This window comes from Streptomyces sp. NPDC007896 (genome assembly GCF_042959425.1).
In the GTDB taxonomy this organism is placed as follows: Bacteria; Actinomycetota; Actinomycetes; order Streptomycetales; family Streptomycetaceae; genus Streptomyces.
Genome location: NZ_JBIBKX010000008.1, coordinates 251,454 through 264,774, shown reverse-complemented (window position 1 = coordinate 264,774; position 13,321 = coordinate 251,454). Strand labels below are relative to the sequence as shown.

Here is a 13,321-nt window from a genome sequence, read left to right as displayed (position 1 = left end):
ACGGTGGAGCTGCCCCTGGTCGTGGGTGTCGACGGCTCGGAGCCCAGCCTGCGCGCCGTGGACTGGGCGACGGACGAGGCCGCGCTGCGCGGCGTACCGCTGCGCCTGGTGTACGCCTCGCTGTGGGAGCGCTACGAGGGCGCCGCGCTCGCCGAGGGCGTCGGCAGGCCCTCGGAGCAGGTGATGGCCGACGACATCGTCGAGGCCGCCGCGCGACGGGCCCACCGCCGGGCGCCCGAGGTGACGGTCACCACCGACGTCCTGCCCGACGACGCGGCGAGCGTGTTGCTGAACGAGGCGCACACCGCCACCGCGCTGGTCGTCGGGTCGCGCGGCCGCAGCGGCCTCGCCGAACTGCTGCTCGGCTCGGTCAGCCTCAAGGTCGCCGGCCGCGCCGCGTGCCCCGTGATCGTGCTGCGCGGCGACCAGGACAACCAGGCAAGGGCCGGGACGCACCGGCGCGTGGTCCTCGGAGTCGGGGAGGGACCGCACGGCACGGAGGTCACACGGTTCGCCTTCGAGGAGGCCGAGGCCCGCAAGGCCGCCCTGGACGCCGTACGGGCCTGGCGCTGCCCGGCGTACGAGAGCACCGACGACCCCCTGCTCGCTGGCGAACCGGCCCGCTTGCACGAGCAGCGGGCCGCGGAGATCCTGGACTCGGCACTGAGCGAGGCCGCGGCCGAGCATCCCGCCGTGGCCCTGATCCGCAGGACCGCCGAGGGCAGCGCCCGCCGGGTCCTGCTGGACGCCTCGGACGACGCCGACCTGCTGGTCGTCGGAGTCCGGCGCCACCACGGACTCGCCGGACTCCAGCTCGGCCGGGTCGCTCACACGCTCCTGCACCACTCCGCCTGCCCGGTCGCCGTCGTACCGCAACGGGGGTGAGCGGCTCAGAGAGTCGCCGCGTGGTCGGGGACGTACGTCTGCAGATCGCGCGGCGGGCGCACATAGCCCGTCGACGGCGGCCGGGGCGGCAGTTCGAGAACCGGTGGCTTCACCTCGTGGTACGGAACGGAGCCGAGCAGGTGGGCGATCATGTTCAGGCGGGCCCGGCGCTTGTCGTCGCTCTCCACGATGTACCAAGGAGCCTCCGAGACGTCCGTGTGCACCAGCATCTCGTCCTTCGCCCGGGAGTACGCCTCCCAGCGGGTGATCGACTCCAGGTCCATCGGGGACAGCTTCCAGCGCCGCGTCGGATCCTTCAGCCGGCGCCGGAACCGCTTCTGCTGCTCCGCGTCGCTCACCGAGAACCAGTACTTGCGCAGCAGGATCCCCTCCTCGACCAGCATCCGTTCGAAGATCGGGCACTGGCGAAGGAAGAGCTGGTGCTCCTCCTTCGTGCAGAAGCCCATGACCTGCTCGACGCCGGCGCGGTTGTACCAGCTCCGGTCGAACAGCACGATCTCCCCGGCGGCGGGCAGATGCTCGACATACCGCTGGAAGTACCACTGGGTGCGCTGACGCTCGGTCGGCTTCGGCAGCGCCACGGTTCGTGCGACGCGCGGGTTGAGAAGCTCCGACACCCGCTTGATCGTGCCGCCCTTGCCCGCCGCGTCCCGGCCCTCGAAGATCACCACGAGCCGGGCGCCCTCGGTGCGCACCCATTCCTGAAGCTTCACCAGCTCCGTCTGCAGGCGCAGCAGCTCCCGCTCGTACGCCTCAACCGGCACCTTCGCCGTCTTCTCGCCGGCCATGCCGCCTCCTCCGCTCGATCACGCACACCGATGCCACGCCCCGCGACACACCTCGTGACGCACCCCGATGACTTACGGAGTCACCATGCCCAAGGTCGGACCGCCCAAGGTCGAACACCAGGACAGCACCGTACTGACCGACGAGGAACTGCGCACCCTGGACGCCCACTGGCGAGCCGCCAACTACCTTGCCGTGGGCCAGATCTACCTGCTCGCCAACCCACTGCTGACCGAGCCCCTGACCCCCGCGCACATCAAGCCGCGGCTGCTCGGCCACTGGGGCACCTCACCCGGCCTCAACCTGGTGCACACGCACCTCAACCGGGTGATCAAGGCCCGCGGTCTGGACGCGCTGTGCGTGTGGGGCCCCGGTCACGGCGGGCCCGCGGTCCTCGCCAACTCCTGGCTGGAGGGGACCTACAGCGAGACGTATCCGAACGTCTCGTGGGACGCCCCCGGCATGGAGCGGCTGTTCCGGCAGTTCTCGTTCCCCGGCGGAGTGCCCAGCCATGTCGCGCCGGAGACACCGGGCTCGATCCACGAGGGCGGTGAGCTCGGCTACTCGCTGGCGCACGCCTATGGGGCCGCCTTCGACAACCCGGACCTGCTGGTCGCCTGCGTCATCGGTGACGGTGAGGCGGAGACCGGACCGCTGGCCGCGTCCTGGCACTCCAACAAGTTCCTCGACCCGGTCCACGACGGCGCTGTGCTGCCGATCCTGCACCTCAACGGCTACAAGATCGCCAACCCGACCGTTCTGTCCCGGATCCCGGAGGCCGAACTCGACGAGCTGCTGCGCGGCTACGGCCACGACCCGATCCACGTCACCGGCGACGACCCGCACGAGGTCCACCGCGCGATGGCGGACGCCTTCGATCGGGCCCTGGACCACATCGCGCTGATGCAGCGCACCGCCCGCGAGGACGGCGTGGCCGAGCGGGTGCGCTGGCCCATGATCGTGCTGCGCACCCCGAAGGGCTGGACGGGACCGGCGGAGGTCGACGGCGTGCCCGTCGAGGGCACCTGGCGCGCCCACCAGGTGCCGCTGGCCGCGGTCCGCGAAAACCCGGAACACCTGCGGCAGTTGGAGACCTGGCTGCGCTCGTACCGTCCCGAGGAACTCTTCGACACCGAGGGACGCCCCGTCGCCGACGTCCTCGCCTGCGTACCCGACGGCTCGAAGCGCCTCGGCGCCACCCCGCACGCCAACGGCGGCCTGCTCGTCCGTGATCTGCCGATCCCCTCCCTCGACCGCTACGCCGTGCCCGTCGACAAGCCGGGTGCCACCCTGCACGAGCCCACCCGGGTCCTCGGCGACCTCCTCGAACAGGTCATGAACGACACCTCCCACCGCCGCGACTTCCGGCTGGTCGGCCCCGACGAGACCGCCTCCAACCGGCTGGGAGCCGTCCTCGGCGCCAGCGGCAAGGCGTGGCAGGCCCAGACCCTCCAGGTGGACGAGCACCTGGACCGACACGGCCGCGTGATGGAGATCCTCTCCGAACACCTCTGCCAGGGCTGGCTGGAGGGCTACACGCTGACCGGCCGGCACGGGCTGTTCTCCTGCTACGAGGCGTTCGTACACATCGTCGACTCGATGGTCAACCAGCACATCAAGTGGCTCAAGACGTCGAGGGAGCTGGCGTGGCGTGCCCCGATCGCCTCCCTCAACTACCTGCTCACCTCACACGTCTGGCGCCAGGACCACAACGGCTTCTCGCACCAGGACCCGGGCTTCGTCGACCACGTCCTCAACAAGAGCCCCGAGGTCGTACGGGTCTACCTGCCGCCGGACGCCAACACCCTGCTGTCGGTGGCGGACCACGTCCTGCGCAGCCGCGACTACGTCAACGTCGTCGTCGCCGGCAAGCAGCCCTGCTTCGACTGGCTCTCCATGGACCAGGCCCGCGACCACTGCGCCCGCGGCGCCGGGATCTGGGAATGGGCGGGCTCGGCGAACGGGGACCGCGAACCGGACGTCGTCCTCGCCTGCGCGGGTGACGTCCCCACCCAGGAGATCCTGGCCGCCTCCGACCTGCTCCGACGCCACCTGCCCGAGCTCGCCGTCCGCGTCGTCAACGTCGTCGACATGACCCGGCTGCTGCCCCGCGACGAACACCCGCACGGGATGAGCGACTTCGAGTACGACGGGCTGTTCACCAGCGACAAGCCGGTGATCTTCGCATACCACGGTTACCCCTGGTTGATCCACCGGCTCGCCTACCGCCGTAACGGCCACGCCAACCTGCACGTACGGGGCTACAAGGAGATGGGCACCACCACGACCCCGTTCGACATGGTCGTCCGCAACGACATGGACCGCTACCGCCTCGTCATGGACGTCATCGACCGTGTCCCCGGCCTCGGCGTGCGCGCCGCCGCCGTCCGCCAGCAGATGGCCGACGCCCGCACCCGCCACCATGCCTGGATCCGCGAACACGGCACCGACCTGCCCGAAGTCGCCGACTGGACCTGGACCGGCTGATCACCCACCCGACACCGGCTGAGACCCTCACACCGCACAGGAGTTCATCGCCATGACCGTACGCGTCGGCATCAACGGCTTCGGCCGCATCGGCCGCACGTATCTGCGCGCGGCACTCGACCGGGCGGAGGCGGGCACCCAGGACGTCGAGGTGGTCGCCGTCAACGACATCGCGCCGCCCGCCACCCTGGCCCACCTGCTGGAGTACGACTCGACGTTCGGGCACATCGGGCGGGAGGTCCTGCACGACGACAGCTCGATCACCGTCGACGGCCGGCGCATCTCCGTCTTCGCCGAGCGCGACCCGGCGGCCCTCCAGTGGTCCGACCACGGCGCCGACATCGTCATCGAGTCCACCGGCCGCTTCCGTGACCGCGATGACGCCGCCCTGCACCTGAAAGGCGGCGCCCACACCGTGCTGCTCTCGGCGCCCGGCAAGAACGCGGACGCCACCATCGTCATGGGCGTCAACGACGACACCTACGACCCGCACCACGACCGGATCGTGTCCGCCGCCTCCTGCACCACCAACTGCGTCGCGCCCATGGTCAAGGTGCTCCACGAGGCCTTCGGCATCGAGCGCGGCGTGATGACCACCATCCACGGCTACACCAACGACCAGTCCCTCCTGGACGGCCCGCACAAAGATCTGCGCCGGGCCCGGTCGGCGGCCCTGAGCATCATCCCGACCAGCACGGGAGCCGCCCGCGCCGTCGGGCTGGTGGTACCGGAACTGGCCGGCGCCCTGGACGGCGTCGCGGTGCGCGTGCCCGTCGAGGACGGCTCGCTCACCGACCTCACGGTGGTTCTGCGGACGGCCGCTACGGCGGAGGAAGTCAACGCCGCTTTCGCCGAGGCGGCGGACGGCCCGTTGAACGGCATCTTGCGTGTCTCGAAGGCGCCGATCGTCTCCCGGGACGTCATCGGTGATCCCTCCTCCTGCGTCTTCGACCCGGCCCTGACCCAGGCCAACGGCACCCTGGTGAAGGTCTTCGGCTGGTACGACAACGAGTGGGGCTACACCAACCGGCTCCTCGACCTCACCGCACTGGTGGCCGACGACCGATGAGCTCGGAGCGGAGCGGCACGGCCCGCGTACCCCGTGCCCTGCGGGGGACGCGGGCCGTGGTCCTCGACACCGACGGCGTCATCACGGACTCCGCGCGGGTGCACGCCGCCGCGTGGAAGACGGCCTTCGACGCCTTTCTGAGCCCACGCGGCGAACGCCCCTTCGACCCGCGCGAGGACTATCTGCGCTACGTCGACGGCAAGTCGCGCCTCGACGGCGCCGCGGCCTTCCTCGAAGCCCGGGGACTGCGGCCCTCCGATGCCGAGATCCGCGCCGTCGCCGCCCACAAGGAGCGGCTGTTCACCGAGCGGCTGCGTGCCGGGGGTGTCGACGCCTACCCGGGCACGGTCCGCCTGCTGCGCGCCCTGCAGTCCGCCGGGATCCCGCTGGCCGCCGCCTCCGCCTCCCGGCACGCGGCCGAACTCCTCGAACAGGCGGGAGTACGCGGTCTCTTCGACACACTGGTGGACGGAGGGGAGGCCGCCCGGTTGGGGCTGCCCGGGAAGCCCGACCCCGCTCTCTTCCTGGAGGCGACCCGCCGCCTAGGGGTTCCCGCCGAACACGCCGCCGTCGTCGAGGACGCCCTGGCCGGAGTCGAGGCCGGGCGACGCGGCGGATTCGGTCTCGTCGTGGGCGTCGACCGCGCCCGCACCCCGGCCACCCGGGCCGCCCTCCTGAAGCACGGCGCGGACCTGGTGGTCGACGACCTCGCGGAGCTGCTCACTCAGAAGGAGGACTGAGGATGCCCGACTGGACCTGGGCGTACGAAGGCTACGAGCCCGCGCAAGAGCGGCTGCGCGAAGCGCTGTGCACCCTCGGCAACGGCTACTTCGCCACCCGGGGCGCGGCTCCCGAGTGCGCGGCGGACCCCGTCCACTACCCGGGGACGTACGCGGCAGGCTGCTACAACCGCCTCACCTCGGACGTGGCCGGACACCGGGTCGAGAACGAGGACATGGTCAACCTCCCCAACTGGCTGCCACTGCGCGTGCGCACCGCCTCCGGGAACTGGCTGACGCCCGACACCCACAAGGTCCTCGACCACCGCCAGACCTTGGACCTGCGCGCGGGCACGCTGGAACGCACGCTGCGCTACGAGGACGAGCAGGGCCGGTGCCTCGCCGTACGGCAGGTACGGCTGGTCCACATGGCCGACCCTCATCTGGCCCTGCTGCGCACGGAGTTGACGGCCCAGGGCTGGTCCGGGGAGATCGAGGTCGAGACGGCGCTCGACGGGAGGGTCGCCAATACCGGAGTGGAGCGGTACGGCTCCCTCGCCTCCCGGCACCTCACGGACGTCCGGACCGGCACCGCGGAGCCGGACACGATCTGGCTGGACTGCCGGACCAGCACCTCCGACATCAGGATCGGCCTGGCGGCCCGCACGGTTGCCGATGTACCCGCCCAGAGCGTGGACGCACACGAGGACGCGCGGGCGGCTCAGCTGCTGCGGCTCTCCCTGACCGACGGCCGAACGGTCGCGGTCGACAAGACCGTCGCCCTGCACACCTCCCACGACCCGGCCATCGAGGAACCGGCGCACGCCGCCCTCGACCGGGTCGGCCGCGCTCCGGACTTCGCCACGCTGCTGGAGTCCCACCGCACGGCCTGGCAACAGCTGTGGCGCAATGCCGAGCTGGACGTGCCGAACAGCGCGGGCCCGGTCCTGCGGCTGCACCTCTTCCACCTGCTCCAGACGCTCTCCCCGCACACCGCGGAACTGGACGTCGGCGTGCCGGCGCGCGGGCTGCACGGCGAGGCCTACCGCGGACACGTCTTCTGGGACGAGCTGTTCGTCCTGCCGTACCTCAACCTGCACTTCCCCGAGGTCTCCCGCGCCCTGCTCACCTACCGCCACCGCCGCCTCGAACAGGCCTGCCGGGCCGCGCTCGACGCCGGGCACGCCGGTGCGATGTACCCGTGGCAGAGCGGCAGCGACGGTCGGGAGGAGACCCAGCAACTGCACCTCAACCCGCGCTCCGGGCGCTGGCTGCCCGACCACTCACGGCTCCAGCACCACGTCGGCTCGGCGATCGCGTACAACGTGTGGCAGTACTGCGAGGCGAGCGGCGACACCGAGTTCCTGCACACCAAGGGCGTCGAGATGCTCGTGCAGATCGCCCGCTTCTGGGCCGGCCTCGCGGTGTACGACGGGACGCTCGGCCGGTACCGGATCCGTGGCGTCGTCGGCCCCGACGAGTACCACGACGCCTACCCCGGCGCCGAGCGGCCGGGACTCGACGACAACGCCTACACCAACGTCACCGCGGCCTGGGTGATCGCCCGCACCCTCGACGTCCTGTACGACCTGCCCGACCTACCGCGCCGGGACCTCTGCGAGCGCACCGGCCTCGACGCGGCCGAACTCGAGAACTGGCAGGAGGTCTCCCGGAAGCTGTACGTGCCTTTTCACGCCGGGGTGATCAGCCAGTTCGAGGGCTACGGCGCACTGGAGGAGCTGGACTGGGACGGTTACCGGGCACGGTACGGCGACATCCGGCGGCTCGACCGGATCCTGGAGGCCGAGGGCGACAGCGTCAACCGCTACCAGGTGTCCAAGCAGGCGGACGTCCTGATGCTGGGCTACCTCTTCGCGCCCGCCGAGCTCCGCGGGCTGTTCCGCTGGCTGGGGCACGAGGTGGACGACGCCGTCTGGCGGCGCACTGTCGACCACTACCTGCGGCGCACGAGTCACGGCTCGACGCTGAGCAGCGTGGTGCACGGGTGGGTGCTGGCGCGGGCCCGGCGCGCGGAGGCGTGGACGTTCGTGCACGAGGCCCTGGCCGGGGACATCGCCGATCTGCAGGGCGGCACCACGGGGGAGGGCATCCACCTCGGCGCCATGGCGGGCACCCTCGATCTCGTCCAGCGCTGCCTGACCGGTCTGGAGACCCGGGGCGGCGTGCTGCGACTCGATCCGGTGCCGCTCCCGGAGTTCTCCGAGTACGGCTTCGCGATCCGCTATCGCGGCCACCGTGGAGTGCAACTACGCCTGACAGCAGATGAGTTGAGGATTGCCGTGCCCGCATCCGACCAGGACCCGATCGACATCGCCCTCGCGGACCGCACCGTGTCCGTGGCACCCGGGGAATCCCGCACCCTCACCCTGCCGGACCGGTGACCGGACGGTCCCGCGTCAGCGCGGAATCACGGCCACCGGGCACGCGGTCTGCTCCAGCACGTCCCGCACAGTGGGAGCGAGCGTCCGGCCCGCGCGGCCGACCACCAGGAGCTCCGCCGAGGCCGACGCCTGGACCAGGGCGGCCGACGGGCTCTGCAGGCGGACGTCCTCGTAGACGTCCACCTGCGGATACTTCTCCCGCCACGGCCGCAGCGCGTCCGACAGCAGTTGCACCTCCTGGTCCTCCCATGCGCCCCGGTCCTCCTCCGGCAGCGCGTACGGCATCCATCGCTCGGCGCGGGAGGGCAGCCGCCAGGCGTGCACGGCGTGCAGCCGGGCACTGCGGCGCCGGGCGGCGTCGAACGCGAAGTCCACGACGGCGCTCACCGGGTCGCGGGCATCCAGGCCCAGAACCACCTGGCCCGTACGCCACTCGCCGCCCGTACGGCCGTGGCCGCCGCCCGGCACCAGCACCACCGGCAGATCTGAGCGGGCCGCCACCTCATGGGCCACGGAACCCACGCCCGGCCCCGGGACACCGTCCTGGTCGCGCAGCCCGAGAACGGTGCACGCGGCCCGCGAGCCCAGCGAGAGCAGCGTCGCGGCGACCCCTCCGGCCGGTTCGGCCCCGTCAATGTGCACGATCCGCAACGGCAGTCCGCGCAGCCGCGCGTCTCCCGCCGCCCACTCGGCCGCCGCCCTGCTGGGCGCGGAGGCGTCGACCCCGACAACGATCGGCTCGGTCATGGCAGTTCGTCCCTCCATACGTACGGGATTTCAGGGTGCCCACCCTCCGCCGTGGACCGGCCCACGAGATATGGGCCGACCGGCCCATGCGGCGCACCCGACCAGCCCCTGGGGCGGGCCCGCGCACCGCTGGATGCTCGAAGGGTCGAGAGGTTTTCGAGGAGGCCCGAGATGACGGACGACGAGCGCGACCGCCCCACCGTGCACGCCCTGCTCGCGGACGGCACCACCGTGTGCATACGGTCCGTGCGGCCCGGTGACCACGAGCAGCTGCGCGGGCTCTACGAGGAGATGTCACCGCAGAACCTCCGGCTGCGGTTCTTCGCCGCCAGCCACCGCTCCGCCGACCTGGCCGCCGACCGGGCCGCGGCGCCGGCCCGCCCCGGTTACCGGGCGCTCCTCGCCGAGACGCAGGGCCAGGTGATCGGCCTGGCCGAGTACGAGACCGTCGACGACCCCGAGACGGCCGAGATGTCGATCGCCGTGGCCGAGGGACTGCACCACCGGGGTGTCGGCACCCTCCTGGTCGAACACCTCGTCTCCGCCGCCCGCGCGGACGGCGTCACCACGTTCACCGCCGACGCGCTCAGCGAGAACTACGAGGTGCTGCGGCTCTTCACCGACCTGGGCCTGCGTGCCGGACGCCGGTTCGAGGGTCCGGAGGTGCGCTGCACCATCGCACTCGACGAGGACGACACCTATCTCGCGGCCGTCGAGGCCCGTGGCCGGGCCGCCGACGTCGCCAGCCTGGAACCGCTGCTGCGCCCCGACGCGGTCGCCGTGGTCGGCGCCGGACGCAGGCCCGGATCGGTGGGGCGGGCTCTCCTGCACCATCTGCACGCGGGGGGCTTCACCCGACGGCTCTTCGCGGTGAACCCTCACGTCTCCTCGGTCCTCGGCGTGCCCTCCTACCCGTCGGTCAGCGCACTGCCCAAGGTCCCCGATCTCGCGGTCCTCGCGATACCGGCGGACGCCGTGCCCGCCACGGCCGAAGAGTGCGGCAAGGCCGGCGTACGGGCGCTGCTCGTGGTGACGGCCGGGCTCGACCCCGACCAGGCGGAAGCGCTCATGACCGCGTGCCGCACCTACGGCATGCGGCTCGTCGGCCCCAACTGCCTCGGCATCTCCAACACCGACCCGAGGCTCCGCCTGGACGCCACCTTCGCGGCCGATCACCCGCGCCCCGGCACGGCGGGTGTCGCCGTACAGTCCGGAGGCGTGGGCATCGCCCTGCTCGACGGGCTGTCCCGGCTCGGCATCGGTGTCTCGTCCTTCGTGTCGCTCGGCGACAAGTACGACGTCAGCGGCAACGACATGCTCCAGTGGTGGGAGAGCGACGGCCGCACCGACCTGGCCCTGCTGCACCTGGAGTCCTTCGGCAACCCGCGGGCGTTCTCCCGCACCGCCCGGCGCGTGACCCGCCTGATGCCCGTTCTGACGGTCGACGCGGGCCGTACCGAGGCCGGTCGCCGTGCCGCCGCCTCGCACACCGCGGCCGCCGCGCCCCGGACCATGACCCGACAGGCGCTGTTCACCCAGGCGGGCATCACCGCGACCCGCTCGGTGGGCGAACTCCTCGAAACCGCCGCCCTGTTGCACGCCCAGCCGCTCCCGGCCGGGTCCCGCGTGGCGATCGTCACCAACGCGGGCGGTGCGGGTGTCCTCGCGGCGGACGCCTGCGCCGAAGCCGGACTGTCCCTGCCCGCCCCCACCCCCGAACTGATCGACGACCTGCTCGCCGTGCTGCCCGAAGGGGCGGCCGTGGGCAACCCCGTCGACGCCACGGCGGCCGTCACGGAGGACCAGCTCAGGGACTGCGTGGACCGGCTCCTGCGGTACCCGGGCATCGACACCGTGCTGCTGGCCCTCGTCCCCACCGCCGTCGCCGTGGCGACCGGCGACGACCTCGTCCGCGCCGTCACCGACGGTCCCGGACGGCGGGAACGGCCCGTCGCCGTCGTACGCCTGGAGCAGGACCTGCCGGTCAAGCTGTTGCCCACGCGGGAGGGCGGCGCCATCCCCTCGTACGCCGAACCGGTCGCGGCGGCACGTGCCCTGGCGCACGGCGCCCGTCGTGCGGCCTGGCTGAAGCGGCCCGCGGGCACGATCCCGGAGCTGATGGAGGTCGACACGGCCTCGGCGCACACGCTCGCCGAGACCTACCTCGCAGCCCATCCGGACGGTGGCTGGCTCGACCCGCGCACCTGCGCCGAGCTCCTCGCCTGCTACGGCATCCCGCAACTCCCGTGGGCCTGGTCGGAGACCGAGGACGACGCGGTCATCGCCGCCGAACGGCTGCGCGGCGCCGACGGCCGCGTGGTCATGAAGGCCCACTGGCCCGGCCTGGTCCACAAGGCCGAACAGCACGCGATCCATCTCGACCTCCAGGGCGACGCCCAAGTACGCGCCGCCTTCCGGGACTTCGAGACCCGGTTCGCCGGACTCATGACCGGAGTCGTCGTCCAGCCGCTGGCGGCGCGCGGCACCGAGCTGTTCGCGGGCGTGGCGCAGGACGACGTCTTCGGCCCCCTGGTGCTGTTCGGGCTCGGCGGCACGGGGACCGAGGTGCTCGCTGACCACGCCGCCCGCCTGGCCCCGCTGACCGACCACGACGTACACGACCTGATCACCGCGCCGCGCTGTGCGCCCCTGCTGCTGGGCGCGCACGGCAGCCGGCCGGCCGACCTCCAAGGCCTCGAACAGCTCCTGCTGCGGCTGTCCCGCATGGCGGGCGACCTGCCGCAGCTCGCCGAGGCCGACTTCAACCCCGTCCTGGCGACACCCGCGGCGGTCACCGTGCTCGACGCACGCGTCCGCCTGCTGCCGCGCCGCGCCCAGGACCCCTATCTGCGCCGACTGCGCTGAGGAGGAACAGAGATGAGGCAGAACAAGGTCGGATCGGTGATGGCCACGGAGGTCGTCACGGCCCGGTACGGCACCCCTTTCAAGGAAGTGGCACGGCTGCTCACCGAGCACCGCATCAGCGGGCTGCCGGTGATCGACGAGGACGACAAGGTCCTCGGTGTGATCTCCGAGACCGACCTCATGGTCCGGCAGGCGGGCGTCCCTGAGCCCTACGAGACGCCGCGCCGCTTCCGGTTCACCGGGCTGACCCGCGGAGCCCGACGGGAGGCCGCGAAGGGGCACGCACGTACCGCCGGACAGCCGATGTCCGTGCCACCGGTCACCGTGCACGCCGACGAAACCATCGCCGAGGCCGCGCGGACCATGGCGCGCAGCCGCGTGGAGCGGCTGCCGGTGGTGGACGACGAGGACCGGGTCGTCGGCATCGTCACCCGCCGCGATCTGATCCAGGTCTTCCTGCAGCCGGACGACGTGATCCGCCGCGAGGTGATCGACGAGGTGCTGGTCCGCACGCTGTGGTTGAGCCCCTCGACCGTCGAGGTCGCCGTGTACGAGGGGGTCGTCACGCTGACCGGCCGTGTGGAGCGCAGGAGCGAGGCGGAGATCGCCGTTTCCATGACCGACCGGATCGACGGCGTGGTCGCGGTGGTCGACAGGCTGACCTACCGACTGGACGACTCGCACCTGCGGCCGGACGAACCGGCCCTGCACGGTGTCACCGAGGAATGGCTGCGCAAGCTGTGAAGCACGGCGAGAGGAGGGGTACCGCCATGCCGACCAAGGTGCTCGTCGCCTACGGGACGACGAACGGATCGACCGCGCGGATCGCGGAGACCATCGCAAAAGTCCTGCGCAAGGGGGGCGTGCCCAGCGAGGCGGTGCCCGCTCACTCGGTGACGGACGTCGAGCCGTACGACGCCGTGGTCGTGGGCGGTGGACTGTACGCGGGGCGCTGGCACAAGGACGCCCGCCGCTTCGTCCGTCGGCACGGCCGTGTGCTCGCCGGGCGTCCGCTGTGGTTCTTCAGCAGCGGTCCGCTGGATGCCTCGGCCACCGAGAAGGACATTCCGCCCGTCCCCGGAGTGCGGCGGGCCATGACCCGGCTCGGTGTCCGTGCGCATGTCACGTTCGGGGGCTGCCTGGAGGAAGGGGCCAAGGGATTCGTCGCCCGGAAGATCGTTTCCTCCGGGAAGGGCGGGGACTTCCGAGACTTCGGGCAGATCGAGGCGTGGGCCACGGACATCGGAACCGAACTGGCGTCCGGAGTGCGGTCGGGTTGAACCCCGTGCCGCTTCGGGACCGGGCGCTACCGGAACCTTTCCGGTTGCGCCCTCACGCCG

The 13,321-nt window shown here is 71.9% G+C and carries 10 protein-coding genes; 8 read left to right on the top strand and 2 right to left on the bottom strand.

The features are described from left to right. Positions 1 to 3: 3 nt before the first annotated feature. Positions 4 to 885 (top strand): universal stress protein, encoded by an 882-nt coding sequence (locus ACFZDJ_RS26445; protein WP_390935778.1) that lies wholly within the window; start codon positions 4 to 6, stop codon positions 883 to 885. A 5-nt stretch (positions 886 to 890) separates the two neighbouring features. On the opposite strand, the gene ppk2 is transcribed toward ACFZDJ_RS26445, so the two are convergent. Further along, a complete protein-coding gene (gene ppk2 / locus ACFZDJ_RS26440; RefSeq protein ID WP_355432866.1) occupies positions 891 to 1,694 on the bottom strand; it encodes a polyphosphate kinase 2 in 804 nt (267 codons plus the stop codon). Positions 1,695 to 1,779: 85 nt separating this feature from the next. Here ppk2 and ACFZDJ_RS26435 point away from each other — a divergent pair, with 85 nt between their 5' ends. From ACFZDJ_RS26435 to ACFZDJ_RS26420, 4 genes are read left to right on the top strand one after another with little or no spacing between them, the layout of a single operon-like run. Next, entirely contained in the window at positions 1,780 to 4,179 is a 2,400-nt protein-coding gene (locus tag ACFZDJ_RS26435) for a phosphoketolase (protein WP_391062163.1), read from the top strand. Positions 4,180 to 4,231: 52 nt separating this feature from the next. Then, the gene (gene gap / locus ACFZDJ_RS26430) at positions 4,232 to 5,248 is read left to right on the top strand and encodes a type I glyceraldehyde-3-phosphate dehydrogenase (protein WP_391062160.1); all 1,017 of its coding nucleotides are present in this window, start codon (positions 4,232 to 4,234) and stop codon (positions 5,246 to 5,248) included. Next, complete coding sequence (locus ACFZDJ_RS26425; protein WP_391062157.1) at positions 5,245 to 5,988, top strand: HAD-IA family hydrolase; 744 nt, start codon at positions 5,245 to 5,247, stop codon at positions 5,986 to 5,988. The genes gap and ACFZDJ_RS26425 overlap by 4 nt, the downstream gene beginning before the upstream one ends. Positions 5,989 to 5,990: 2 nt before the next feature. Next, the gene (locus tag ACFZDJ_RS26420; protein WP_391062155.1) at positions 5,991 to 8,369 is read left to right on the top strand and encodes a glycosyl hydrolase family 65 protein; all 2,379 of its coding nucleotides are present in this window, start codon (positions 5,991 to 5,993) and stop codon (positions 8,367 to 8,369) included. Positions 8,370 to 8,384: 15 nt separating this feature from the next. On the opposite strand, the gene ACFZDJ_RS26415 is transcribed toward ACFZDJ_RS26420, so the two are convergent. Beyond that, on the bottom strand, positions 8,385 to 9,116 hold the full coding sequence (locus tag ACFZDJ_RS26415; protein WP_391062152.1) for a universal stress protein: 732 nt from the start codon (positions 9,114 to 9,116) through the stop codon (positions 8,385 to 8,387). Between the two features lie 171 nt (positions 9,117 to 9,287). Here ACFZDJ_RS26415 and ACFZDJ_RS26410 point away from each other — a divergent pair, with 171 nt between their 5' ends. The 3 genes from ACFZDJ_RS26410 to ACFZDJ_RS26400 are packed head-to-tail and all read left to right on the top strand — an operon-like array spanning position 9,288 to position 13,261. Then, complete coding sequence (locus tag ACFZDJ_RS26410; protein ID WP_391062149.1) at positions 9,288 to 11,981, top strand: GNAT family N-acetyltransferase; 2,694 nt, start codon at positions 9,288 to 9,290, stop codon at positions 11,979 to 11,981. Between the two features lie 12 nt (positions 11,982 to 11,993). Further along, on the top strand, positions 11,994 to 12,725 hold the full coding sequence (locus tag ACFZDJ_RS26405; RefSeq protein WP_391062147.1) for a CBS domain-containing protein: 732 nt from the start codon (positions 11,994 to 11,996) through the stop codon (positions 12,723 to 12,725). 26 nt (positions 12,726 to 12,751) lie between these two features. Then, a complete protein-coding gene (locus ACFZDJ_RS26400) occupies positions 12,752 to 13,261 on the top strand; it encodes a flavodoxin domain-containing protein (protein WP_391062145.1) in 510 nt (169 codons plus the stop codon). Positions 13,262 to 13,321: the final 60 nt, after the last annotated feature.